This is a genomic window from Helicobacter suis, assembly GCF_902196135.1.
Taxonomy (GTDB): Bacteria; Campylobacterota; Campylobacteria; order Campylobacterales; family Helicobacteraceae; genus Helicobacter; species Helicobacter suis_A.
In genome coordinates this window covers 37,463-61,808 of sequence record NZ_CABIKE010000005.1, presented here as the reverse complement: position 1 = coordinate 61,808, position 24,346 = coordinate 37,463, and the positions used below count along the sequence as shown (strand labels likewise).

28 protein-coding genes and 1 tRNA gene are annotated in these 24,346 nt (G+C 40.4%); 10 read left to right on the top strand and 19 right to left on the bottom strand.

Annotation, left to right across the window (positions count from 1 at the left end; genetic code table 11):
- Nucleotides 1-66: 66 nt before the first annotated feature.
- The 4 genes from G6Q06_RS04330 (at nt 67) to G6Q06_RS04315 (ending at nt 3,386) form a co-directional block, all read left to right on the top strand.
- On the top strand, nt 67-975 hold the full coding sequence (locus G6Q06_RS04330; protein ID WP_205426677.1) for a peptidylprolyl isomerase: 909 nt from the start codon (nt 67-69) through the stop codon (nt 973-975).
- Between the two features lie 12 nt (nt 976-987).
- Nucleotides 988-1,911 carry a class II fructose-bisphosphate aldolase gene (locus tag G6Q06_RS04325; RefSeq protein ID WP_163565825.1) on the top strand — a complete coding sequence of 308 codons (924 nt, stop codon included), beginning with the start codon at nt 988-990 and terminating at the stop codon, nt 1,909-1,911.
- A 9-nt stretch (nt 1,912-1,920) separates the two neighbouring features.
- A complete protein-coding gene (gene efp, locus G6Q06_RS04320) occupies nt 1,921-2,487 on the top strand; it encodes an elongation factor P (protein WP_163533292.1) in 567 nt (188 codons plus the stop codon).
- Between the two features lie 137 nt (nt 2,488-2,624).
- The gene (locus G6Q06_RS04315; protein ID WP_163565824.1) at nt 2,625-3,386 is read left to right on the top strand and encodes an NAD-dependent epimerase/dehydratase family protein; all 762 of its coding nucleotides are present in this window, start codon (nt 2,625-2,627) and stop codon (nt 3,384-3,386) included.
- Between the two features lie 9 nt (nt 3,387-3,395).
- Here the strand turns inward: G6Q06_RS04315 and G6Q06_RS04310 are convergent, their stop codons facing one another.
- The 14 genes from G6Q06_RS04310 to tatB all read right to left on the bottom strand — a co-directional run bounded on the left by G6Q06_RS04310 (nt 3,396) and on the right by tatB (nt 12,838).
- Nucleotides 3,396-4,211 (bottom strand): urease accessory protein UreD, encoded by an 816-nt coding sequence (locus G6Q06_RS04310; RefSeq protein WP_163565823.1) that lies wholly within the window; start codon nt 4,209-4,211, stop codon nt 3,396-3,398.
- A 1-nt stretch (nt 4,212) separates the two neighbouring features.
- Nucleotides 4,213-4,812, bottom strand: coding sequence for an urease accessory protein UreG (ureG, locus tag G6Q06_RS04305; protein WP_006565067.1), 600 nt, complete (start codon nt 4,810-4,812; stop codon nt 4,213-4,215).
- Between the two features lie 23 nt (nt 4,813-4,835).
- Entirely contained in the window at nt 4,836-5,531 is a 696-nt protein-coding gene (locus G6Q06_RS04300) for an urease accessory protein UreF (protein WP_163534312.1), read from the bottom strand.
- A 7-nt stretch (nt 5,532-5,538) separates the two neighbouring features.
- Nucleotides 5,539-6,063 (bottom strand): urease accessory protein UreE, encoded by a 525-nt coding sequence (locus tag G6Q06_RS04295; protein WP_163565822.1) that lies wholly within the window; start codon nt 6,061-6,063, stop codon nt 5,539-5,541.
- Between the two features lie 11 nt (nt 6,064-6,074).
- Nucleotides 6,075-6,662 carry an AmiS/UreI family transporter gene (locus G6Q06_RS04290; protein WP_163499020.1) on the bottom strand — a complete coding sequence of 196 codons (588 nt, stop codon included), beginning with the start codon at nt 6,660-6,662 and terminating at the stop codon, nt 6,075-6,077.
- 192 nt (nt 6,663-6,854) lie between these two features.
- Nucleotides 6,855-8,564: an urease subunit beta gene (gene ureB / locus G6Q06_RS04285; protein WP_163533287.1), complete on the bottom strand. Its 1,710-nt coding sequence runs from the start codon at nt 8,562-8,564 to the stop codon at nt 6,855-6,857.
- 14 nt (nt 8,565-8,578) lie between these two features.
- Nucleotides 8,579-9,289, bottom strand: a complete 711-nt coding sequence (ureA, locus tag G6Q06_RS04280) for an urease subunit alpha (RefSeq protein ID WP_163533286.1) — start codon at nt 9,287-9,289, stop codon at nt 8,579-8,581.
- A gap of 174 nt (nt 9,290-9,463) precedes the next feature.
- Nucleotides 9,464-9,551 (bottom strand) — tRNA-Ser (locus G6Q06_RS04275).
- 9 nt (nt 9,552-9,560) lie between these two features.
- Entirely contained in the window at nt 9,561-9,974 is a 414-nt protein-coding gene (locus G6Q06_RS04270; protein WP_240329046.1) for a hypothetical protein, read from the bottom strand.
- On the bottom strand, nt 9,974-10,177 hold the full coding sequence (locus G6Q06_RS04265; protein ID WP_163565083.1) for a PP0621 family protein: 204 nt from the start codon (nt 10,175-10,177) through the stop codon (nt 9,974-9,976). The genes G6Q06_RS04270 and G6Q06_RS04265 overlap by 1 nt, the downstream gene beginning before the upstream one ends.
- Nucleotides 10,171-10,710 carry a 16S rRNA (guanine(527)-N(7))-methyltransferase RsmG gene (gene rsmG / locus G6Q06_RS04260; protein WP_163565084.1) on the bottom strand — a complete coding sequence of 180 codons (540 nt, stop codon included), beginning with the start codon at nt 10,708-10,710 and terminating at the stop codon, nt 10,171-10,173. Before rsmG ends, G6Q06_RS04265 begins: the two co-directional genes overlap by 7 nt.
- Nucleotides 10,707-11,732: a tRNA preQ1(34) S-adenosylmethionine ribosyltransferase-isomerase QueA gene (queA, locus tag G6Q06_RS04255; protein WP_205435863.1), complete on the bottom strand. Its 1,026-nt coding sequence runs from the start codon at nt 11,730-11,732 to the stop codon at nt 10,707-10,709. The genes rsmG and queA overlap by 4 nt, the downstream gene beginning before the upstream one ends.
- On the bottom strand, nt 11,719-12,435 hold the full coding sequence (tatC, locus tag G6Q06_RS04250) for a twin-arginine translocase subunit TatC (protein WP_163565085.1): 717 nt from the start codon (nt 12,433-12,435) through the stop codon (nt 11,719-11,721). The genes queA and tatC overlap by 14 nt, the downstream gene beginning before the upstream one ends.
- Nucleotides 12,428-12,838: a Sec-independent protein translocase protein TatB gene (tatB, locus tag G6Q06_RS04245; protein ID WP_163533281.1), complete on the bottom strand. Its 411-nt coding sequence runs from the start codon at nt 12,836-12,838 to the stop codon at nt 12,428-12,430. Before tatB ends, tatC begins: the two co-directional genes overlap by 8 nt.
- Nucleotides 12,839-12,992: 154 nt before the next feature.
- On the opposite strand from tatB, the gene rpoD reads away from it, so the two are divergent.
- The 4 genes from rpoD to G6Q06_RS04225 all read left to right on the top strand — a co-directional run bounded on the left by rpoD (nt 12,993) and on the right by G6Q06_RS04225 (nt 18,079).
- Nucleotides 12,993-14,888: an RNA polymerase sigma factor RpoD gene (gene rpoD / locus G6Q06_RS04240; protein WP_205435862.1), complete on the top strand. Its 1,896-nt coding sequence runs from the start codon at nt 12,993-12,995 to the stop codon at nt 14,886-14,888.
- Nucleotides 14,888-15,349, top strand: coding sequence for a low molecular weight protein-tyrosine-phosphatase (locus G6Q06_RS04235; protein ID WP_240329047.1), 462 nt, complete (start codon nt 14,888-14,890; stop codon nt 15,347-15,349). Before rpoD ends, G6Q06_RS04235 begins: the two co-directional genes overlap by 1 nt.
- Complete coding sequence (locus tag G6Q06_RS04230) at nt 15,342-16,658, top strand: SH3 domain-containing C40 family peptidase (RefSeq protein ID WP_163565086.1); 1,317 nt, start codon at nt 15,342-15,344, stop codon at nt 16,656-16,658. The genes G6Q06_RS04235 and G6Q06_RS04230 overlap by 8 nt, the downstream gene beginning before the upstream one ends.
- Before the next feature lie 62 nt (nt 16,659-16,720).
- A complete protein-coding gene (locus G6Q06_RS04225) occupies nt 16,721-18,079 on the top strand; it encodes an FAD-dependent oxidoreductase (protein WP_163565087.1) in 1,359 nt (452 codons plus the stop codon).
- An 8-nt stretch (nt 18,080-18,087) separates the two neighbouring features.
- Here the strand turns inward: G6Q06_RS04225 and G6Q06_RS04220 are convergent, their stop codons facing one another.
- From G6Q06_RS04220 to bamD, 5 genes are read right to left on the bottom strand one after another with little or no spacing between them, the layout of a single operon-like run.
- Complete coding sequence (locus tag G6Q06_RS04220; protein ID WP_163565821.1) at nt 18,088-18,861, bottom strand: UDP-N-acetylmuramate dehydrogenase; 774 nt, start codon at nt 18,859-18,861, stop codon at nt 18,088-18,090.
- A 9-nt stretch (nt 18,862-18,870) separates the two neighbouring features.
- Nucleotides 18,871-19,137 (bottom strand): flagellar biosynthesis protein FliQ, encoded by a 267-nt coding sequence (fliQ, locus tag G6Q06_RS04215; RefSeq protein WP_163533277.1) that lies wholly within the window; start codon nt 19,135-19,137, stop codon nt 18,871-18,873.
- Between the two features lie 7 nt (nt 19,138-19,144).
- Nucleotides 19,145-19,978 carry a prephenate dehydrogenase gene (locus G6Q06_RS04210; RefSeq protein WP_163565820.1) on the bottom strand — a complete coding sequence of 278 codons (834 nt, stop codon included), beginning with the start codon at nt 19,976-19,978 and terminating at the stop codon, nt 19,145-19,147.
- Nucleotides 19,978-22,368: an endopeptidase La gene (gene lon, locus G6Q06_RS04205; RefSeq protein WP_205435861.1), complete on the bottom strand. Its 2,391-nt coding sequence runs from the start codon at nt 22,366-22,368 to the stop codon at nt 19,978-19,980. The genes G6Q06_RS04210 and lon overlap by 1 nt, the downstream gene beginning before the upstream one ends.
- Before the next feature lie 8 nt (nt 22,369-22,376).
- A complete protein-coding gene (bamD, locus tag G6Q06_RS04200; RefSeq protein ID WP_163533275.1) occupies nt 22,377-23,018 on the bottom strand; it encodes an outer membrane protein assembly factor BamD in 642 nt (213 codons plus the stop codon).
- Between the two features lie 128 nt (nt 23,019-23,146).
- On the opposite strand from bamD, the gene fliW reads away from it, so the two are divergent.
- On the top strand, nt 23,147-23,551 hold the full coding sequence (fliW, locus tag G6Q06_RS04195) for a flagellar assembly protein FliW (protein WP_163565090.1): 405 nt from the start codon (nt 23,147-23,149) through the stop codon (nt 23,549-23,551).
- Nucleotides 23,544-24,314 (top strand): pyrroline-5-carboxylate reductase, encoded by a 771-nt coding sequence (proC, locus tag G6Q06_RS04190; protein WP_240329215.1) that lies wholly within the window; start codon nt 23,544-23,546, stop codon nt 24,312-24,314. Before fliW ends, proC begins: the two co-directional genes overlap by 8 nt.
- Nucleotides 24,315-24,346 lie beyond the last annotated feature (32 nt).

Below are 24,346 nucleotides of genomic sequence, written 5' to 3'. Positions count from 1 at the left end.
TGCTAGAATGCCCTCTTCATACCTTGCACATGCGAGGTCTCATTTTACAATACTTTGGAGAACTTTATGGTTAAAAAAAGCTTTGTGGGTTTTGTATTAACGGGTATTCTTAGTGTAGGGATTGTTGGGGCTAAAACTTTAGCCACGGTAACTTTCCCGGATACACAAACAACTAAAAAGAAAGGCAGACATGGAAGACATAGTAGGCCTGAAAAACCCGATGTGGTGAGCATTACAGAAAATGATTTTGATGTGATCAAACAACGCAACCCAAATTTTGACTTCAATAAACTTAAACCCGAACAAAAAAAAGCCTTGCTTGAACAAGCAATTAATAATCTATTGATTGAAAGAGAAGCTAAAAAAGAAAAATTAGATGATACAGCAGAATTTGCTAAAAGAATGGCTGGCTATAAAAAACAGCTCCTTGTAGAAATTTGGGCTAAACATCAGGCGGAGGCAATTGGCAAAGAGGATATTCCAGAAGATCAACTCAGGAAATATTACCAAGCCAATAAGGCGCAATTTGTCCAACAAGAAGCCCAAGCAAGACATATTCTTGTCAAAACAGAGGCCGATGCTAAACGGGTGATCTCTGAGCTTAATAAAACCCCTAAAACCCGTATAGAAAAAGAGTTTATTGAAATTGCTAACCGCGAATCTATTGATCCTAATACGAAAAACTCCAAAAATGGGGGGGATTTAGGTAAATTCCAAAAAAACCAAATGGCGCCTGAGTTTTCTAATGCTGTTTTTGCTCTCAAACCCGGTAGCTACACCAAAATCCCCGTCAAAACAGAGTTTGGCTACCATGTTATCTATCTGATGAGTAAAAACGAGCCCAAAACGCCTACCTTTGAACAGGCTAGACAAACCATTATCGGCATTCTTAAAGAACACCAATTCCAAGAATATGTCAAAGGGGAATTAGAAAAATTGCGTAAAAATGTGCGGATTAATATTGTCCAAGATTAAGAGGGATTTTAAATGCTAGTGAAGGGAAGTGAAATTCTTAGCAAAGCCCATAAAGAAGGCTATGGAGTAGGGGCGTTTAATTTTGTCAATGTAGAGATGTTACGGGCTATTTTTGAGGCAGCCAATAGCGCTCAATCGCCTTTGATCGTGCAGGCTAGCGAGGGGGCGATCAAGTATTTAGGAATAGACATGGTTTTAAGTCTAGTACACACCATGTCTAAACGCTACCCGCAAATCCCTGTGGCTTTGCATTTAGATCATGGAACTAGCTTTGAGAGCTGTAAAAAGGCAGTAGATGCGGGCTTTACCTCTGTTATGATTGATGCCTCCCACCACCCTTTTAAAGAAAATTTAGAACTCACCACACAGGTTGTAGAATACGCCCACGCGCATGGGGTAAGCGTAGAAGCAGAATTAGGCCGTTTAATGGGCATAGAGGATAATATTTCAGTAGATGAAAAAGAAGCGGTGTTAGTTAACCCCAATGAGGCCGAAGAATTTGTCCAAAAAAGCCATGTGGATTATTTAGCTCCAGCCATTGGCACTAGCCATGGGGCGTTTAAATTCAAAGGCGAGCCTAAATTGGATTTTGATCGGCTAGTAGAGGTCAAAAAGCGCACCAATATCCCGCTTGTGCTACACGGGGCAAGTTCTATTCCTGAGGGTGTAAGGCAGGCTTTTTTAGCTACTGGTGGGGATTTAAAGGGGAGTAAGGGTGTGCCCTTTAGCTTTATTAAGGAGGCTATTCAAGGCGGAGTGAATAAAGTTAACATTGATACAGATTTGCGCATAGCCTTCATCGCTCAGGTGCGCAAAATGGCGCAGGAAAACCCTAGCGAGTTTGATTTACGCAAGTATTTTAATCCGGGGATTGAAGCGGTAAAAGCTGTGATTGTGGAGCGCATGCAGATTTTAGGTAGTGCGCATAAAATTTAAGGAGAATGCATGGCCATTGGAATGGGTGAACTTAAAAAAAATCTAAAAATTGAGATACAAGGCGTGCCTTATCGCATTGTAGAGTACCAACATGTCAAACCGGGCAAGGGAGCGGCCTTTGTACGGGCTAAAATTAAATCTTTTTTAGATGGCAAAGTGATAGAAAAAACTTTCCACGCGGGGGATAAATGCGAAGAGCCTAATTTATTGCAAAAACCCATGCAGTTTCTCTATTTTGACGGGTCGGCTTATCAGTTCATGGATACAGAAAGTTATGAGCAGATTGGGTTAAGTAGCGATCAAGTGGGTGAAGCGCCTAAGTGGATGTTAGAAGGTTCGCAGGTAGATGTGCTTTTTCATAATGAAAAGGCTATTTCGGTAGAAGTGGCTCAGGTGGTGGCGTTGAAAATCACGCAAACTCCGCCTAATTTTAGAGGGGATACCTCCAGCGCAAGCAAAAAACCCGCAACTCTAGAAACCGGGGCAGTGGTGCAAGTACCCTTTCATGTGTTAGAGGGGGAAGTCATTAAAGTTAATACCCAAACTGGGGAGTATTTAGAAAAGCTTAAAGTTTAAGACTCAACTAGAGAAGTTACAAACTACGCTATAAGCCCGCAAGTTTAAGTTAAGCGGGTTTAAGGCGCATGCTAAATTTGTCGCTCAATCCTCTAGCTTAAGAGCGCGAGGAGTATATCAAACACTAAAGGTTTGCTATGTTCCGGAAAAAAGAGTTTTCAGACAAGACTATTTTTTTAGCAGGTGCAAGCGGTGTTATTGGTTATCCGTTGGCAAAAATGTTAGTGGAGGCTGGCTATCCCGTATTTGGCACAACCCGTTTAACTACAAAAGTTGATAGCCTTGTTGGCATTGGTGTAAAACCTGTTGTTGTAGATGTATTTGATATAGACACACTAGAGCAGGCTATTATGGCAATACAGCCTGAGATTGTTATCCACCAACTTACAGACCTGCCAGATGGCTTGCCTGCTGATAAAATGCCAGAGGCTTTAGTGCGCAACGCCCGTATCCGTGATGAGGGTACGCGCAATCTCGTGCGTGCAGCAGAAAAAGCCAACGCCAAAAAATTTATCGCACAAAGTATTGCTTTTGTCTATGCTCCAAGTAACCAACCCCACACAGAAGAATCCCCATTGCTTGATTTTAATGATCCGGTTTATGGCCAAACGGCTCAAGCTGTTTATAGCCTTGAACAACAAGTGCTTAATGGCAAGTTTGATACGGCCATTATCTTGCGCAATGGCTGGCTTTATGGCGCAGACTCTGGCTACAAAGCGCCTGTAGAATTTGCCCCCTCCCTCCATGTTGATGCTGCCGTGTTTGCCGCATTTCTAGCAGTAAAAAGTGATAAAAGCGGTGTTTATAATGTTGCTGATAAAGACAAACGCTTAGACACTAGCAAATTTTGTAGCACATTCCCAGAATGGGACGCGCAATTTTGCTTACCAACAAAATAACCCGTTGGTTTAATTCACTAAAAGCAGTTGGGATATTGCCTTACGCAGGTTTAATAAGGGTTCTGAGCCACAGGCTAGGGCTTTGATACAGAGGCTGGTATAGCCTTCTGGTAGTCTTACAGGTAGTGTACTCACCCCCGCATTAAGCTTAGATTGCTCAATGAGTGTTTTGATATCTTCTAGGGACAGGCTTTTGGTAAAAAGAATGGCATTAAGATAATGGGTAAAGCCTCCAAACATGCAAGGGTTTTTTAAATCCATGTACGCGGGCTCTAACAGGGTATTATCTAAAAAAAGAGGTCTTGTAGTGCTATTTTCTTGATAAGAGATATTAAGCGTAGAGTGTAGGCGTTTGAAGGCAAAAGTTTCGCCATGGGCGATGCGCCCGGCGGTGATGATTTCGCTATAAAGCAGTTGTGAGTCAGGGTGCAAGATAATAGAGCTGTGGTTTTGAAAATGCGCGTTTTTGAAAGGAATAAGAGGTAGGGGAGAGAAATCTAAAAAGGCATGGGGCTTTACTTGGATTTGGGTATAACGGCTTGCATAGCCATCTTCTGTATCTTGGATTTTTTCAAAGCTTTGGCTAGAGAGCTTAAGTTGGCAGTGCTCGCCTACCTCTATTTTAATATCATGCGCATCCCCCTTAAGCATTCCCGGACTCACCGCAATAAGTATAATTTCTGCGCGATTTCCCTCATAAAAGGGAGGCATGAGCTTAAAGGGGGGGGTGAAATAATTATCCTCAATGATACAACGGCCATTCTGCCCTATCTTGGTTTTCAGATAGAGTTTTGATTCTTGTGGATAACTGCTTATTTGCTCCATTTTAATCTTCTAAAAGCGCGTATTTTTTAATCCAGCCTATGACGCGATCTAAGCCCTCTTTATTGCGGATATTGGTAAATAAAAAAGGTTTTTCTCCGCGCATTTTTTTAGAGTCGCGATCCATCACACCCAAATCAGCCCCTACATAGGGCGCTAGATCAATTTTATTAATGATGAGTAGATCAGATCGCGTAATGCCCGGCCCGCCTTTTCTTGGGATTTTATCCCCCTCAGCCACATCAATAACAAAGATTGTAAAGTCTGCTAGTTCGGGGTTAAAGGTGGTAGAAAGATTATCCCCTCCGCTTTCAATAAACATCAATTGAATATCCGGGAATTTATGATGCAACTCCTCTACTGCTTCTAAATTCATGGAGGCATCTTCTCTAATAGCGGTGTGTGGGCAACCTCCGGTCTCTACCCCGATAATGCGCTCTCTTGGCATGACCGAATTTTTACATAAAAATTCAGCATCCTCTTTGGTATAAATATCATTAGTAACCACCCCGATACTATAATCTGTACTCATCGCGCGGGTAAGCGCCTCAATTAAGGCTGTTTTCCCACTACCCACAGGCCCACAAACACCAATTTTAACCATGTTATTCCTTTGAAATGTAGAGATTAAGACATATAAAGTCTAGAGTATAAATCTTCATGTTGCATGGCTCTAATATCATTAAGAACACTAGCCGCGCATAGATGTGAAATATCTAAAGATTGCAAAGTATTTAAAATATCTTTAAAGCTCTCTTGCAAGGCAAGTAAAATGCGTTGGCCGTCGTTTTGGGCTAAGGGAATGGTTTTAACGCAATTAATCACCATGTTAGAACTTTGGGCGTAAAGATAATGTTTTAAACTAACTTCTAAATCAAATCCCATAGAAGCACAAAAAACCCCGTAACTGCTAGCATGCGTGGGGGTTGTAGTGGCTTTAGCATAGGCTTTAAAAAAGGGGCTAAAGGGCAAATCTAAAACCAAAAGCGTTTTTAAAAAGCGGCTACCTAGTTTTTGGTTGGCTTGGCGCAATTCTAAGGGAGGTGTGGCTAAGCACACGCGCTCCTCAATATCTAAAATATGCCCTAAATGGGGTTCTGTATGCTGTTCTCCTTCTTTGGCATGCGTATAAACTAGTTTGAGGCTTAAAAGTTCGGTGTATAAAAATTGGGTAGAGAGATTAGCCTGTAAATAAGCAAGCGCGCTCTGTTTGTCTTTAACTTCTTTTTGTTGGATATAGGTTTCTAGCCCGAAAGAGTGGGTGTAACTGCCAATGGGAAACATGGCATCATTGATCTGGAGCAATAAAAAATCCGCGTGCATGGCTGTCCTATTTTTTGATCACAATTTGCAAATCTGCGCTGTTTATAAACTTCATAGGTTTAATATCTAAGGGATTAGCATGGGGAGTACTTACAGAAATGCGTTTAGAGGCATCTAATTTGCTTTTTAAAACGCCATGTTTAACACCCAATTTTTCAAATAGTACTTGCATGGGCTTTTCAAATGGAGTTTTAAAACTCAAAGGTTGATCCCCATAATAAAGAGAAGCGTGGCGGTTACCCACTTCATAGCAAATTCTAGCCACTTCATCCGTATTAGAAGCGTAGGCGCAAAGTACCTCTGTGGGGAGAATGTTAATGGCGATAATCTTATAGGTGTCTTCAAATAAAATATCCCCATCGTACAAACCCGCTTTAGAAGGGTTATTAAGTTTCATCACCACTTCCACCCCTCCCCTTGAGATAAAGCGCCCCATGCGTTTTTGGCTATCAAACCATTCTAGATCCACAAAATCCAGCCCTTTAGAGCAATCTCTCTTATGGATATTGCCTAAAATGGTTTCTACTAGCAAAGCTAGCCTTCTTATACCCAGTGCTCAATAAAGAGAAGCCAAGCAGGAAGCCAAGCGGTTATAATCCCCTCAATGATAGCAAGCCAAGGGACAAAATTACCCAATTTAATTTTAGCCACTTCCTCAATCCAACCAGTTAACCAGAGCACACCCCAAGCCAACCAGATAAAGGCCCACCAATCACCCTCAGTAATGCCTAAAAAGCGGTGGGCTTCAAGCGCATCAGAATAGTGGGATAGAATGGCGGCAGGAATTGTATTGATGGTTACAAACAAGCAGTACCACCCATAAGGACGCCAGTCTAAATTAAAGGTATTGTTAATGGCTGCATACAAGTAAGTAACACCGAATAACAAACCAGTAGCAGGACCATAGAAGTTAATTAAGTGCTGTGATACTTGTTGTATATCTTCTGGTCCGGCTACAAGTGGAGCGGAGTGGAAAGTGGAATAAACAATAGCCACTATATTACAAACAATAGAGATCCCACCTACAAAGTAGTTCATGACGGCTTTACTTTTGGGATCCACGCCAGTAAGCCCGCACACACCATTGCTGATCAAAACGATCGCAACATACAATAACACAAGTCCTAGCATTCCTATCCTTTGAACAAACTAGAGATTTTGCCGTTTAAAACGGAAGAATCCTCTGTAACTCCCATTATAAACTAAGAAAGTAAACCCCCCACCCTTTTAAGTTAGCACAAAACACAGGGTTTTTAAACCCCATTTAAACGCAAGAGTTGGGCACAAAAGCCCCCTTCTTACGGGGACTAAAAAACCAAGAAACTAGAACAAGTTGTAGAGTTGAGCTAAGCTAATTTTATCAGCAGCTTTAGAAGTAACTTCCTGCCCGTCTACTTTGACTTTGTAGGTTTCAGGATTGACCTCAATGTGAGCGGTTACATCATTGAATTTGAGGTCTTTTTTAGTGATATTGCGGCAGTTTTTCACAGGCAATACTTTTCTTTGTAAGCCAAGTTCATGTTTAATGCCGTTTTCATAAGCCACTTGAGACACAAAAGTGATGTTGGTATCAAATTTGGCTTTACCGTGGTGGCCAAACATTTCGCGGTAGTAAACGGGTTGGGGAGTAGGAATAGAAGCGTTGGCATCACCCATTTGAGAGAGTGCGATCATGCCGCCTTTGATAATCATGTTAGGTTTAATGCCAAAGAAAGCAGGACTCCAAAGTACCAAATCTGCAAATTTGCCCACTTCTACAGAACCCACATATTCAGAAATACCATGCGCGATAGCGGGGTTAATGGTGTATTTGGAGATGTATCGTTTGATGCGGAAATTGTCGTTATCGCCTGTTTCTTCCTTCAAGCGACCAAATTCTTTTTTGTTTTTATCCGCAGTTTGCCAAGTGCGGGTAATCACTTCACCCACACGCCCCATAGCTTGAGAGTCAGAGCTTGTAATGGAGAAAATGCCCATGTCATGGAGTTTATCTTCTGCGGCGATAGTTTGGGGGCGAATCCTAGAGTCAGCAAATTCCACATCCTCTTTAATGTTTTTATCCAAGTGGTGGCAAACCATTAACATATCCATGTGTTCGGCTTCGGTATTTTTGGTAAAGGGGATAGTGGGGTTAGTAGAGGCAGGTAGAACATTATAAGCTCCAGCCATTTTAATCACATCTGGAGCGTGCCCACCGCCTGCGCCTTCTGTGTGGAAAGTGTGGATAGTGCGGCCTGCAATGGCTTCTAAAGTGTCTTCTACACAACCAGCTTCATTAAGAGTATCGGTGTGGATAGCCACTTGTACATCATACTCATCAGCAATTTTAAGAGCATGGTGGATAGCTGAAGGTGTGCTGCCCCAGTCTTCATGGATTTTAAAGCCAATAGCGCCAGCTTCAAGTTGTTCAACTAAAGAGGGTTCATAAGAAACATTACCTTTACCCATGTAGCCTAAATTCATGGCGTATTCTTCAGAAGCGCGGAGCATTTCTTTTAAATTCCAGTGGCCTGGAGTGATAGTTGTCGCATTAGTACCATCAGCAGGGCCTGTTCCGCCTCCAAGCATGGTTGTAATGCCGCTAGCAAAAGCGGTGGGGATTTGTTGTGGAGAAATAAAGTGAATGTGGGTATCAATCCCGCCGGCTGTAACAATTAAACCCTCACCAGCTAGTGCTTCTGTAGCAGGGCCCACACAAAGGCGATCGCAAACGCCGTCTTGAATGTCTTTATTGCCGGCTTTACCAATGCCATGGATTTTGCCATCTTTAATGCCAATGTCAGCTTTATAAATCCCGGTGTAGTCTACAATTAGGGCGTTAGTAATCACTAAATCTAACTCATGGCTGCTGGGGCTGTTGGTTTGGCCCATCCCATCACGGATAGTTTTCCCGCCCCCAAATTTAATTTCTTCGCCATAAGTGGTGCAATCACATTCTACTTCTAAAATCAGATCTGTATCGCCTAGTCTGACTTTATCGCCTGTAGTGGGGCCATACATAGAAACATATTCTTTTCTAGAGATTTTTTTCATCGCTTGTCCTTTCCTTATTTATTTTCGTGATCGCAACCGCAGTTAACAGTGCCAAAATGTTTTGCTTTTGCGCGTTTGAGGGCTAGTTTTTTGCCATCGCAATCGGCTTGTCTGTCTACAAGAGCGTTAAAGCCATAGATGCGTTTATTGCCGCCTACATCAATCAAATGCACGGTTTTTTCTTCGCCAGGTTCAAAGCGCACAGCTGTACCAGAGGCGATGTCAAGTCGTTTGCCATAAGCTTTTTCGCGATCAAAGTCTAGCAGTTTATTGACTTCAAAGAAATGGAAGTGAGAGCCTACTTGTACAGGGCGATCGCCTTTGTTTTTCACTTTGAGTTCGATAGCTTCTTTACCAGCATTCAAAGTGATGTCTTCGTTTTTCAAGATCACTTCCCCGGGGTGGAGTTTATCGCTTCCGGCTTCTACAGGAGTGTGGATGGTAACAAGTTTAGTTCCATCGGGAAAATTTGCTTCAATGCCCACCTCATGAATCATATGGGCAACACCGGGCATTACATCATCTGCTTTAAGCAAATTCCTACCTTCTTGCATCAAATCTGCCACGCTTTTTTTACCTGCGCGGGCTTCCTCCATTACATGGGCACTAATTAATGCTACCGCTTCTGTGTAGTTTAATTTAATGCCTTTTTCTTTGCGTTTTTTAGCCAATTCGCCCGCATAGTGGAGCATCAACTTGTCCAGCTCTTTAGGTGTTAGTTTCATCCTAAACTCCTCTATATAAAATATTTATTGGACGGCGTAAACCACCAACGGGGCGTATTCTAGTCTTTTTTGACTAACAAACATTGGTATTATTGTTACCAAAGATAATATTATTTATTGTGATTTAGTCTTATCAATATAATAAACAAGAAAAGCGGAGAAAATAGATTGAAATGGCGGAGAGAAAGGGATTCGAACCCTTGAAGGCTTGCACCTTACACGCGTTCCAGGCGTGCTCCTTCAACCGCTCGGACATCTCTCCAAAAAGCGATCACTCTAGCATATCTTGGCTAACTATGGGGTTAAATGATAAGATTTGGCTAAAGATCACCCCATCTATTTTCATTTTAAGCGCCTCAAGTACCTGTTCCTCATGATCAATCACCCATAAAATCCGCGCGTCTAATAAATAGTCATCTGCTAAGCTTTGGTAGTTTTCCGGCTTCTTATAAACCACTAAATAGGCTGGTTTGAAATTTACCATCCATACAAATTCTTTAAGATTTTCTATACCCACCGCATATTTTACCTGCTGCTTGGTGCAGTGATTTGCCAAATCAAAGGCATACAAGCTGGAGGCTTTAAAATAAATGCAGTGTTTAGCACTAATCTTAGCGATTTGCTCTACTTGTTCTACCTGTATAAACTGCGGGCATGGGATTTTGGGGTGGCCAAAAACTAACATTAAATCTCTCTTTGTAAACAACTTTGGCTACAATACGCGCGCCCATTGCTAAATAAAGCCTCACGGCTAGAGATATAGGTTTTACAGTGAGCGCATTCTAAAAGATTTTCAACTTGCTGGGAGTTATTTTCTTTGGGTTTTTTAGATCGCAAAAACCAAACAACCCCGCCTACAATGGCGAGTAGTAGCAAGAATTTCAACATGGCTTTCCTTTATGGTAAAAATAAACCCGTTTGCCATATACAAAGCATTCATGCGGGTTATAGGTGATCTCACTAGCTAGTTGGCTACCCTTATAAAATAAAAAATACCCACCGGATTTTAAAAAAGGCATGCCTAAGGCTAGTAAATCTTGAGTAGGCATTAGAGCCCTAGAGGTGATTAAATCTACTCTTTCAATTTCTAAAGGGTTAAGTGTTTGAATCCGGACGCGTTTAATCTGTAAATTATCTAAGGCAAGTGTGTTTTTTACATGGTGTAAAAAGGCGCTTTTTTTGATATTAGGTTCTACTAGAATAAAGCGCGCATGGGGGCAAAATACACTTAAAGGCAAAGCTGGAAACCCCGCACCGCTACCAATATCTAAACATGTATCAAAGGGTTTAATAAAATCTAAAACCCGAATGCTATCATCAATATGTGTTTTTATATCCTCTAAACTCTTAGCTCCGCTTAGATTGTGTATACAATTCCACTCTAAAAGCAAAGTCGCAAAGCGCTTTAGTGTGGGTTTCATAAAATCAACATTCCATCGCCATAGGAGTAAAAGCGATAGTGGTGTTTAATTGCCTGTTTGTAGAGTTCTAAACATTTATCTAGCCCTAACATGGAGGCTACTAGCATGATTAAGCTAGATTGGGGCAAATGAAAATTAGTTAATAAGGCCTGTACATGTTTAACTGGATTACCCGCATGCAAGAATAAATCACAATGAGGCGTTTTAAAACCCCTTTTATAGTGTTCTACTGCTCTTAAAGTCGTTGTACCGATACATAAAATATAAGGGGCATCATCTAGAGCTTGCTGCGTGATTAGAGGAATGTCTACAAATTCAGAATGCATGCCATGTTCTCTAATATCCTCACATTCCACCCCTAAAAAAGTGCCCGCGCCTACATGTAAAGTTAAAAAGGCGTGCTTAAAGTGGGAGAGTAAATACGCCTTAGTGCTTTCTGAAAAATGTAAAGACGCCGTAGGTGCAGCAATAGCCCCTAAATTTTTAGCAAAAACGCTTTGATAGTCCTGTAAATCTTTAATTTCATCGGCGCGTTTAAGATAAGGGGGAATGGGCATATGCCCTAAGATTTCTAGCATTTCTAAAACTTCTGCCCACTCTAAAAAATGCCCGGATTCTTTAAAAAAGCCCACCAAACGCATGCCATTTGGAAGTACCTCTAGTACTTGGCAAAAATATCCATGATCTAATTGCAAAACTAAGCCTACATGTACCTTGCCCCGGATTTGTACTAAACAACAAGCATCTTTGGGGTAGTGGATTAAAATTTCTACTAAATGACCGCTCTTTTTGCGCCCAAATAATCTAGCCTTAATCACTTTAGTATCATTTAAAACAACTAACGCATCTTGAGGGAAAAATTCAAAGAGATGCGCAAAGGTGGTATGGGTGAGGCGATCTTGAGTGCGCTCATAGACCATAAGCTTTGCCTCCTCTTTGGGTTTAATTGGGTGTGAGGCGATAAGATGCTTTGGCAGATGATAGGTATAACTAGCGCGCAGAAACTCTTTAGGAATGCTCATTTTCTTCTTCTTTGGAGGCAGGATTAACCCATTTAGCAATTAAGATAGAAAAACCATAAAGACCCATGAGAGGCAGAGCCATTAAAATTTGACTCATCACATCTGGGGGCGTGATAATGGCAGCTATAGCAAAGATAAGCACAATGGCGTACTTAAAAAACCCCTTAAGGCTTTCATCAGTGATCAAACCTATTTTGGCTAGAAAAAAGACTAATACAGGTAATTCAAACGCGATACCAAAGCCTAAGATCAGTTGCATAAAAAAACTCACATAACTAGAAGCTGAAATATTGGCCTCAAACATGGCACTTCCAAAGGTGGCTAGATAGTGAATTACAAAGGGAAAAACCACATAATAAGAAAAACACGCCCCAGCGACAAACATCACGCTCCCAAAAAATACAAAGGGTAGTACCATCTTTTTTTCATTCTTATAAAGCCCGGGAGCTATAAAAAGCCACATTTGCCAAAAGATAACAGGCATAGACACCGTTAAGGCCGCAAAAAAACTCACCTTGATAGCCACCATAATGCCTTCAATGGGTGAGATTTGGATTAATTTACCTTGATAAGAAGTCTTGATCCATTCAAAAATAATTTGCCAAAAATGAAAACACAGAGCAAATGCCACAATTAATACAACAATAGAGATCAATAAACGCTTACGCAGATCCTCTAGGTGGGGTTTGAGATCCTCAAGCATGGGACTTACTTACAGGGGGTTTTTCTAGACTAACTTTAGGTTTTTCATCTACCTCTACTTCTTGAGATAAAGAGTCTAATGGATTTTGTGTAGCAATGCTTGTAAGGGTGCTTTTAAAATCCTGAACTTCTTTGAGTTCTTTTACCTCCTCTAGCTCTTGTTTGAGATTGATAAGAGGTTTAGCGCTTTCCTCAAAGCGCTTTTTATACTCCAGTGATTCTTGTTTGAGTTCTTCAATGTGGATTTCTTTATCTAGGGTTTCTTTGGCTTCATTAAGGGCCTTTTTAACCGCTCTAAAAAACCTAGCCATGTCTAGCATGGCTTGAGGAAATTTTTCAGGCCCTAAAAAGATAATGGCCACCACCACGATCACCACCAACTCAAAAAATCCCATCCCAAACATACACACCTCACTTAATAGATGTTCCCATTATAGCACACCACTCTTTTATACTTTTAATTCTTTTATAAGTTAGATTTTAATAAAATAAGCTTTTCTTTCTAGTCAAAGTTGGTTCCTACTAGGAACTTGGCAAACACATTCAAGGATACCCAAAATGGAAAACAAAAACCCTAATAAAGCAACTAAAAATAACATCTCTAATAAACAGAATTCTCCCCAAGAGAAATTAGAAAAACTTTTCCAAGAACCCCATTCTACCGTCTCTTATGAACGCATTATTGATGTGATCCAAAAAATCCCCACTACCTCTCAGCTCAAAAAAATTAAGGAGCTAGTGGCTAAGTATCATAAAACCCTTGTCCACTCCTCTGAGTACGCTCACACTTCCTTATCCTCTCTTGAACATAAAAATTTGCGCAAGAAATCTAAAGTCTTGGAATACGATATAGAGGAAAACTTAGATTTTATCAAAGAAAAGGAACTACCAGAGTGGTCAAGAAGTGATAGCCCTGTGCGCATGTATTTGCGCGAAATGGGTGAAATCCCACTTCTAAGCAAAGAGGAAGAGGTGTATTTAAGCAAGCAAATTAAGCTAGGCGAAAATATTATTTTAGATGCCATTTGTTCTGTGCCCTATTTGATTGACTTTATCTATAACTACAAAGAGGCTTTAATCAACCGCGAAAGGCGCGTAAAAGAGCTATTTAGAAATTTTGATAATGAAGGGAGCATGGCTAAGAAAGATGAAGATGTTGAAATAGAGGATAGTGAGGAAGAGGACACACCAGAGATTAAAAGAAACTCTTCTGATAAGGATAAAAAGCGGGTAGAAGAAGTGCTTGAAAGTTTTAAAGCTTTAAACAAGGCTAAAAAAGAATGGCTTAAACTTTTAAACACACCCGTAGAGGAACAAGAAGATCCGCTTTTGCATGCCTTAACTCTAGCTTATAAATGCCGCGTTCTTAAAGAAAAGCTTTATGATTTAGGGCCCACTAGCAAGCTTATCAATGAGCTAGTTAAGGCTATGGAAACCTCGCTTAAAAACGATGATGGTTTTGAAAAGGAATTAAAACGGCTAGAATATAAGCTCTCTTTATTTAATGAAAGCTTGATTGAAAACCATAAAAATATCCTCAAAAATATCACCACAATGAGCCGTGAGGAGATCATTGCGATGATGCCAGAGGCGACTATGATTGGCGTTTATATGGAGATTAAAAAGCTTTTCCAAACTAAAGAAGCTAGCAAGGACGGGTTTAATTTAGAACCTAGTAAATTAAAAGAGATTTTAAGCCAAATCAAACGGGGTAAATTGATTTCAGATAGGGCTAAAAATAAAATGGCGCGCTCTAATTTGCGCTTGGTGGTGAGCATTGCTAAACGCTACACTTCACGCGGGCTACCCTTTTTAGATCTCATTCAAGAGGGCAATATTGGCCTGATGAAAGCCGTAGATAAGTTTGAGCATGAGAAAAACTACAAGTTTTCTACTTATGCCACTTGGTGGATCAAACAAGCTATTAGCCGCGCAATTGCCGATCAAGCCCGTACAATCCGTATCCCTATCCATATGATAGACACTATCAACCGCATTAATAAAGTCATGCGCAAATACATGCAAGAAAATGGCAAAGAGCCAGATTTGGATTTAGTGGCTAAAGAAGTGGGTTTGCCTTTGGATAAAGTGAGAAATGTGATTAAAATCACTAAAGAGCCCATTAGTTTAGAATCGCCGGTGGGTAATGATGATGATGGCAAGTTTGGGGATTTTGTGGAGGATAAAAATGTGGTTGGTTCTATGGAGCACATCATGCGCGAAGATCTGAAAGCCCAAATTGATGGCGTGCTTGATCAACTCAATGAACGCGAAAAGTCAGTGATTCGCATGCGTTTTGGTTTGTTAGAAGATGAGAGCGATCGCACTTTAGAGGAAATTGGTAAAGAGCTCAATGTAACCAGAGAGCGGGTACGCCAAATTGAAAGCAGCGCGATTAAGAAATTGCGCAGTCCTCAGTATGGCCGTTTGCTTAGAAGTTATTTGCGCATTTGATGATAGCCCCGCCCCAGAGTCTTTTATTTTTATGCTTGGGCAATATTTGCCGCTCCATGCTGGCTCTGGGCATTGCTACGCATATTATCAAGGTTAAGGGCTTGGATTTAAAAGTAGATGCTGCGGGCATCTCCTCTTTTCATCAAGGGCAGTCGCCCCACCCACCCATTATTAAACTTGCTCAAAAACACGGAATAAACATCGCCCATTTTAAAAGTAAGCCTATCACGCAAAGTCTAGCTAATTCTTATGATTGGATCATTGTCATGGATACTAGTAATATTAAAGCCCTAAGTGATCTCCACATTGTTCACTCACATGTCTATAAACTGGGGGATTTTGGGCTAGGTGGTGTGGATATTCCAGACCCCTATACTTTTACCCAAGAGAAGGATTTAGAAGAGGTCTATAAAATGATTGATCTAGGCGTAAAAACCTTGCTTTCTAGCTACCATGCTTAGAATAATCCTTCTTGTTTTAGCGCTATGTGTGGGCGTGTCTGCCAAAGAAAAGCCCCTGCTTGATCTGCTTAAACTCCCCCAAAAGGCCACTTATTATTTACCCAAGCACACGCTACCCTCTCCATCTAGAAAAAAACTTAAAAGTCTTTATCTAAAACAATGGTATTCCCCTTGGGTGGATATGGCCATCATGCAAGATCAAAAAGAAGTTTTTTGGATGCAAGATACTTTAAATACAATAGGATATAAAGAGGGAGGAGATCCTTATGATTTAAAAACCCTGCAAGATCTTTTCAAGAGTATGGATACTGCCCATTATCCTAGCGTTGCAATTAAGGCCATTGTGGTTACTGATAGTTCTGTACGCGCTGTGCCTACAGATATGGCTTATTACCGTAGCAAAGATGATTATCCCTTTGATCGCTGGCAAAATTCCATGATCTTTGCGGGTACGCCGGTGCTTATCACCCATTACAACACCACTAAAACCTACGCACATATCCAAAGCAGTTTTGTTTATGGGTGGGTCAAAGTAGAAAATCTAGCCCGCATCACTCCTAATACAATCAAAGAAATTTTAAACTTTAAAAACTACCTCACTCCCACCCAAGATAAAATCCCCTTATACGATTCTTATAGACATTTTGTAAGCTATGCACACATGGGCGAAATTTTTGCCCAAGTACCCCATATGCTTACACGGGTTTATACCTACGCTAAAGATACAAACGGATTTGTTAAACTTATCCCCACTTACATGGACTCTAAAAAATTCACAACTTTCCCCAGACCTCTTAATACTAGAGTGATGGCAGCTGTGATTGATACCATGCTAGGCCAAAAATATGGCTGGGGGGGAGCCAATCAAAACCGCGATTGTTCAGCTTTTATGAGAGATAGTTTTGCTAATTTTGGTATTTTATTACCTAGAAATTCCCTTGCTCAGGTGCGTTATGCAAATAATATGGTGGATTTAAGCCATATGAAAGCAAGAAGTAAAGAAGCCTATATTATCAAACATGCAACCCCCTTTGCTACCATTCTTTGGCTCAAGGGGCATATCATGCTTTATTTAGGCGTACGCCACAGAAGAGCCATTGTTGCGCATAATGTGTGGGCTATCTCTGTCTCTAGGCTATCTAAAAAACACACCTATAATATTGGTAAAGCGGTGATCACAACCCTTAAATTGGGTAAAGAACACCAAGGGTTATTAGCCCATTCAAATTTACTCATTGATCGCATACGGGGCATGTCAGATTTATACAACTATGCTATTAATTTACCCGATACACCCCAAAGTCTCTAATGGTTAAATTGTTTGGGTATAAAACATGCTAAAATCCGCCATTCTGCGTAAAAGGGAAAGCGATGAATAATGAGTTTGATGTGGTGATTGTGGGGGGTGGTGTTTCTGGGTGTGCGGCCTTTTGGGTGTTAAGTCAATACACCGATCTTAAAAGAATTGCGATTGTAGAAAGAAATGGAGCGTTGGCTAAAGTTAGCTCTAATGCTAAAGCCAACTCACAAACCATCCATGATGGCTCTATTGAAACCAACTACACAGCACAAAAGGCGCGCAAGGTTAAATTAGCCGCTTATAAAGTGCGCTATTATGCGCTCAATAAAGAGCTGCAAAATAAGGTGATCTTTGAAACACAGAAAATGGCCATTGGAGTGGGCGATAAAGAATGTGCCTTTATTGCTAAGCGGCATGAAGAATTCCAAGAAATTTATCCCGGACTAACTTTTTTTGATAAGGCTAAAATTAAAGAAATTGAACCTAAGGTGATTGTTGAAGATCATGGCCTAGATCGCCCCGAAAATGTGGTGGGAAGTGGGTTTGAAAAAGATTGGTGTGCGATGAATTTTGCTCTTTTAAGCCAAAACTTTGTGGAGGAGGCCATGCAAATTAAGCCTCAAAACCATGTATTCTTTAACTTCAAGGTTAAAAAAATTGAAAAACGCTTAGGCGATTGGGCGCTTATTTCCCATGAATCTGATGAAGTCTATGCTAAATTTGTACTCGTCAATGCCGGCTCTTACTCTTTGCCATTAGCCCAGTCTATGGGTTATGGTTTAGATTTGGGTTGTTTACCTGTGGCGGGGAGTTTTTACTTTGTGCCTGATTTACTACGCGGTAAGGTTTATACCGTGCAAAACCCTAAACTCCCCTTTGCTGCTTTGCATGGCGATCCAGATGTGGTGATTAAAGGAAAAACCCGCATTGGGCCCACCGCTTTAGCTATGCCTAAGTTAGAGCGCAATAAATGTCTCTTTGGGGGAATTAGTTGGGAGCTTTTTAAAATGGATTGTAATAAAGATGTTTTGGGCATTGTTTTTGATCTTTTCTCTGAAAAAGATATTAGAAATTATGTGTTTAAAAACATGGTTTTTGAAATCCCCTACATCGGTAAACGCAAATTCTTAAACGACGCGCGTAAGATCATCCCTTCTTTGTCTTTAAGCGATTTGCATTATGCACATGGATTTGGTGAAGTACGCCCTCAGGTGTTGGATCGCACCAAGAAAAAATTAGAATTAGGCGAAAAAAAGGTGATGACTCATCAGGGCATTACTTTTAACATGACTCCCTCCCCGGGCGCAACCAGCTGTTTAGAAAATGCGTTAGTGGACTCTCAAGAAATTACGCAATATTTAGGCGTTGACTTTCATTTGGAGCGTTTTTATCAAGATTTATCGCCTGAGGAATTAGAAACACTTAATTAGAGGTAATTTTAAAGACCTACTATACACACTTCTTCTTCTAAGGTGATGCCAAAGGCGTTTAAAACGCGCTCTTTGGCTAAGGTAATGAGTTTTATGGCTTCCTCAAAGTGAGCGCCCCCTAGATTAATTAAAAAGTTAGCATGGGTGTTTGCAAAACCCACATGCTCTAAATTAAAACCTCTTAACCCAGCCATTTCTAGTAATCGCCCCGCAAAATCTCCGGGTGGGTTTTTAAAACAACTCCCAAAACTAGGCTTTTTAGGGTGGTTTTTACGCATGATCATGCACGCTTTAAGCACTTCTATACGAAAACCCGGGATCTTTTTCAAGCGCACTTTAAAAATAACACCTACAATCTGGCTAGAACGATAGGTCAAATGCAGTTCTTCTACCCCTAACCACTTACCATTAATATTAGCCTCTAATAAAATATCTTTAAATTCATAAGTTTTCATGCCCGCATTCATCTTAACAAGCCCCCCCACGCTACCGGGCAATGCCCCTAAAAATTCTAGCCCATATAAATTATGATCTCTAAAATAACCAAAGAGTTTTTGCGCGCTAGTGCGTGCGCCCACTTCTATATAAGAACCACAATCTATAATGTAATCAAAGCAGGTATCTAACATAGCCAAATCTTTAGCCTTAGAGGAGACTAAAAGATTATTGGCTAAACCTATGATGAATAAGCCCGCATAATCCCCACATTGCCTAATCACCCTCACTTTAACCTTACTCCCGATCTTGACACTAGAATACCGGGAAAAATCTATCACTTCCATGGGAAAATTTTAAGAAATAATTTTAGGAATGAGTTTAAAAAGGGTGGAGGTGTAGTCTAAGAGCATGTTTAACATCCAAGGCATTGTTAAAATAATCACGGCAATCACGGCTAAAATCTTAGGCACGAAAGAAAGAGTCATCTCATTAATCTGGGTGGTGGCTTGAAAAATGCTTACAAGTAGCCCCACCACTAGACCCACTAACAAAACGGGTAAAGAAATCATCAAGGTAATTTTGTAGGTCTCAATGGCTAGTTTCATTAACTGGGCTTGCATAATACTCCTACATGAATTCTTGTAATTTGTTAGCACATGCCATCCACTCTTGCATGGCCTCATAGTCTTGTTTTTCTAACATAGATTTAGCGTGATTGATCTCTTTAATAAAAATATCCATAGCCTCTAAAATATGCTGTTGGTTTTGTTTAAACACGCTTTTCCACATGATAGGCGAACTTTTAGAAAGCCTGCTCATGTCCTTAAATCCGCCTGCAGCTAAAGATAAAATAGTTTGTGGGCTTTTTTGAGAGAGTACAACATTAGCCAATGCATAACTAATCACATGGGGTAAGTGGCTTACAAAAGAAATATGGCTATCATGAGCTTGTGCGTCCATTTCTACCATTTGCATGCCAATGGCGCTAAAAATATCCTTAGCCCGTTCTAGGTGTTTGGCTTTATTTTGCTCACAATCTACTAAGATGACAATTTTATTGCGGTATAACCCTTTTAGCGCAGCCTTTGGACCATAAAACTCCGTCCCACACATAGGGTGGCTAGTGATAACCTGTGAGCGGATTTTAGGCGGAATAGATTTAATAATTTGCATCTTAGCCCCGCCTAATTCAATAATGGTTGTTTCTTGATTCACTTCTAATTGTTGCAAGCTTTGAATAATCCCGTCTAAAGGAATGGCCAAAAAAAGCACTTGGCATGTCTTAATACTCACTAAGTCTACACACTCCTCTACTAGCCCAAGATTAAGCGCCATTTGTGCATGTAAGGGATTATTATCATAGCCTAAAATGCGCTTGATACCTAGTTGTGCGCGCACCTCCTGCAAGGCTAGCCCCATCGACCCCCCCATTAAACCTAGCCCGATAATACCAACTTGCATTAATGATTGATCAAAGCAACGCTTAAAACATCTTCAATTGTCTGCACCGCTTTAATTTCCATGTGATCTTGGACTTCCTGTGGAATATCTTTAAGGTCTCTTTTGTAGTTTTTCTCAGGAATCAAGGCAGTTTTAATACCAGCCTTAAAACTAGCAATGAGTTTTTCTTTAAGCCCACCAATAGGTAGTACCCGCCCGCTTAAAGTTAATTCTCCTGTCATTGCCACATCTGAGCGTACCTTTTTCTCACACAAGATAGAGGCAATACTAGTAGCCATTGTAATACCCGCACTAGGGCCATCTTTAGGGGTTGCCCCTTCGGGTACATGCAAATGAATATCATAGAGATTATAAATTTTACTCTCTTTGGCTTTTTTCTTCTTAGCGTTGATCACTTCCTCATCTAAGAGCAATTTAACCACAGAATGTGCGATATAAGCCGATTCTTTCATCACCTCGCCTAAACTCCCTGTTAGTTTTAAATTACCCTTGCCTTTGATTTTAATCGCTTCAATTTTTAGTACATCCCCGCCTACACTTGTCCATGCTAAACCGTTGACAATTCCTATCGCATCCTCTTTATCTATCGGATCGATCTCAAAAACAATTTTGTCTAAGAACTCAGGGATATTTTCCTCTGTGATTGTGATTTTTCTGCCTCTTTTCTTTTCATCTTCTTGTTTGGTGTGTAAAATCTTTTTAGCACATTTGCGCATGATCGTAGCAATCGTGCGCCGCAAACCTCTTACCCCAGCCTCGCGGGTGTATTTTTCAATCAAAAGTTTAATGGCCTCCGGTTTAAACACCACCTCAGTTGGTTTAAGCGCATGTTTTTTAAGCTCCTGAGGAATGAGATAGTTAGCTGCAATCTGTTCTTTTTCCTGTGGCGTGTAGCTAGAGACACTAATAAATTCTAAGCGATCGCGCAGTGGAGCGGGGATAGTAGCAATATCATTAGCCGTAGCGATGAAAATGATCTTAGAGAGATCTACATTAAAATTCGTGTAGTAATCTCTAAAGTTGGTGTTTTGTTCTGGATCTAAAATTTCTAAAAGCGCGCTAGCTGGATCGCCTCGTATACTTCTATCTACCTTATCAATTTCATCTAAAACCATCACACAATCCATCTTTTTAGCCTCAATCAAACCCTGTACAATGCGCCCGGGCATAGAACCCAAATAAGTACGCCGGTGCCCTCTTAACTCATTGACATCTTCTAACCCTCCTAAGGCGATGCGCACAAGCGGGCGATCGATGGCCTTCGCGATGGAATTAGCTAAGCTTGTTTTACCCACACCAGGCGGGCCATAAAAACATAAAATCGTACCCTTAATATCCTTATTTTCCTGTTTTCTTAAGCGCAATAATTCCATTGTGGCAAAATATTCCACGATGCGCTCTTTGGGTTTTTCTAGGCTGTAGTGATCGATATTGAGTTGTTTTTCTACCTCCTTAATGGAGAGCTTTTTTTGGCTATATTGCCCAAAAGGAATATCTAGTACCCATTCAATGTAATTTTGCAAAATCCCCACATCTGAACTATCTTGGTGGATACGGCTGAGTCGTTCAATTTGTTTTTTAATTTCCTTGTGTATTTCTTTAGTGATAAAAGGCTCGATAGCATTGAGTCTTTGGGTGTATTCTTGGATTTCCTCATCGCGTTGCTTATCAATCCCTAGTTCTTTTTGGATTTGTTTAAGCTGTTCTTTAAGGAAATACTCCTTGTTAACCTGCTCCATTTTGCTATGCACCTTGCTTTTAATCTCTTTTTGTAATTTTTGGGTTTTAATCTCCTCCATCACTAAATCAATGAGATTTAACAAACGCCATTCCGTATCATCGTTAGCAAAAAGAGCATAGGACTGATCTTTTTTAAGACGCAAGGCAGAGGCTACTAAATCAACAATGCGGTTTGGATCGCTATTATCATCAATGGCTTTGAGTAAATCCGGTGGAAAAAACTGGCTGATATTGGCTAAATTGGCCACTTTTTCTTTTAAAATATCAACCATCGCATTGATTTTATCGGTATCATATTCCTTATAAGTGATAACATCTACCATCGCCTCTAAAGGGTCTTGAGACTCAATGCCCAACACTTTTCCTTTACAAATCCCTTGAAACAAAATTTTCATGCGATTATCTGGTAAAACCACTTTGCGCACAATCGAACCAATCACCCCCACATCATAAAACTTATTTTGATCTAAGCCATCGTGGTTGGCTTTCACACAACTTACAAAGACAAGATCGTTTTTTTCTTGAGTTGCTTTATTAGCCGCTTTAATATTAGCTTCACTATGGATAAAAATAGGTGCAATCATGAAAGGATACATAAAGGTATCCTCTTCAATGATTACAGGTACAACGCTGGGAAACTTATCTGTCATTTTCACCCTTACCAGTTAAATATTGCCACATACCAAGGCATGTAAGATCTCTTGGGATGTGTTTCTTTTTCTAAAACCTCATCTACGCGTTCCATGTAACGCTTGACCCCCTCTTTTTGGTGGCGCTTGCGATACACATTAGCAATTGCGCGGTTAAGCTCATTTTGCCCTAAAATAAACTTAACTTGCATGTATTCTACCTGATTAAGAAAGCGGCTATTGGGGTATTTGTCCACAAAGTCATTTAACATACCAAGTGTATTAGACATGAATTCTTGATCCTTGCTGTGGTTTTTAAAGGCATAGTAGCGGGCTTGCAACTTTAAAAACTTCAAATAATCAATATTACTTTGATTACCAAATCTCTTGATATATTCATCAAAATAGTACTCAGCCAATACAAACTCTTTCTTTTTCAAATGGGCTTGCCCTAAGGCAATCATGGCATCTGGCACTAGGGGCGAATTGATATGTTCGCTTTGTAAAGACGAGTAGTAATTATCCGCTGTTTCTAAGTTTAAGAATAAAATTTCACGCAAAATACCCTGATACCAAAAGATTGCCGGGCGGTTATAGATGGATTCTTTAGCCTTTTTAGCACACCCTAAAAACAGGATTGTAAAAGCCAGTGAACACCAAAATACACGCATTTCATTCCTTAATTTGCTTAGAAACCACCATTATACCAAAAATCCCATAGGTTACTAATTGATTTTTCGGTGTGGATTGTAGTAAAATCCTTAATAAACCAAGCGCATAAATTATTTCAAGGACTGGGATGCATTTTAGTGTAAAATCCCCTATTTTGGGTTTTGAACATGTTCATACAATGGACTTAGAAAAAATTGATGAGATTTTTATGCGCTTGCGTAATACAGATGCACCCACGCCCACTTTTACTTTAGTTAATCCCTTTGCCCTGCGCGCTTATGAATTTGAAATCCCCCTAGCCTTGCAACTTCTACTTAATTTAGATACAGCCAAAAATATTTTGATCGCCAACATCATGGTCATTAAAACCCCCCTTAAAGAATCTACCATTAATTTTCTAGCGCCTCTAGTCTTTAATTTTGATCACCAACTCATGGCTCAAGTTATTTTAGATAGCACCAAATACCCCCGCTATCAAATCTCTGAAAAAATTTCTAACTTTTACCAAGAAAAGCAGCCCGTCCATGAATAATTTACTCTTTATTGGTTATGGCCACATGACTCAGGCCATTTTAAAAGGCATGCGCGCTTTCTTAAACCCGCAACATAACATCATAATTGCCGGTAGAAATCCTGCTAATATTGAACCCTTTTTAAAACAAGAAGGTTTGGATTTCATCAAACTCAAAGCCTGTAACACCATTTGTATAGAGGATATGGTGGTTTTTTTAACCCTTAAACCCCATGCTTTAAACCAATTCACCTACACCGGTGTGGCCAACGCTGTTTTAAGCGCCTTAGCCGGTGTTAGCATTGCAACACTTAAACAACATCTTACTGCTAATGCATTTGTGCGCTTTATGCCCAATATTGCCGCTTTTATGGGTTTGTCTGCTACAACTATGTACATAGAGCCTATGAATGCCCCACAAACCCAAGAACTAACAGCCCTTTTAGAATGTTTTGGCTCAGTTGTTGCTGTGGATAAAGAATATCTAATAGATGCTTCTATGGCTACCAATGGGAGTTCTTTAGCTTTTTTAAGTTTAGTAGCCCAAGGCCTTATTGATGCAGGGGTTAGAGAAGGGCTTTCTTATAAACAGGCATTTAGACTTGTACAAAAAAGCTTTGAAGGCTTTGCCTCTTTACTAACCACACAAAGCCCCCAAGACATCACCACCGCTATTTGTACCCCAGGAGGAGCGAGTATTGAGGGTCTAAGCGTACTAGAAGATAGAGGGGTGAGAGGAGCGTTAATACAAGCCTGCCATGCTGCGGTTAATAAATACCGCTAAAATCTCCACGCTTTTACTCTTAACCAGAAAAT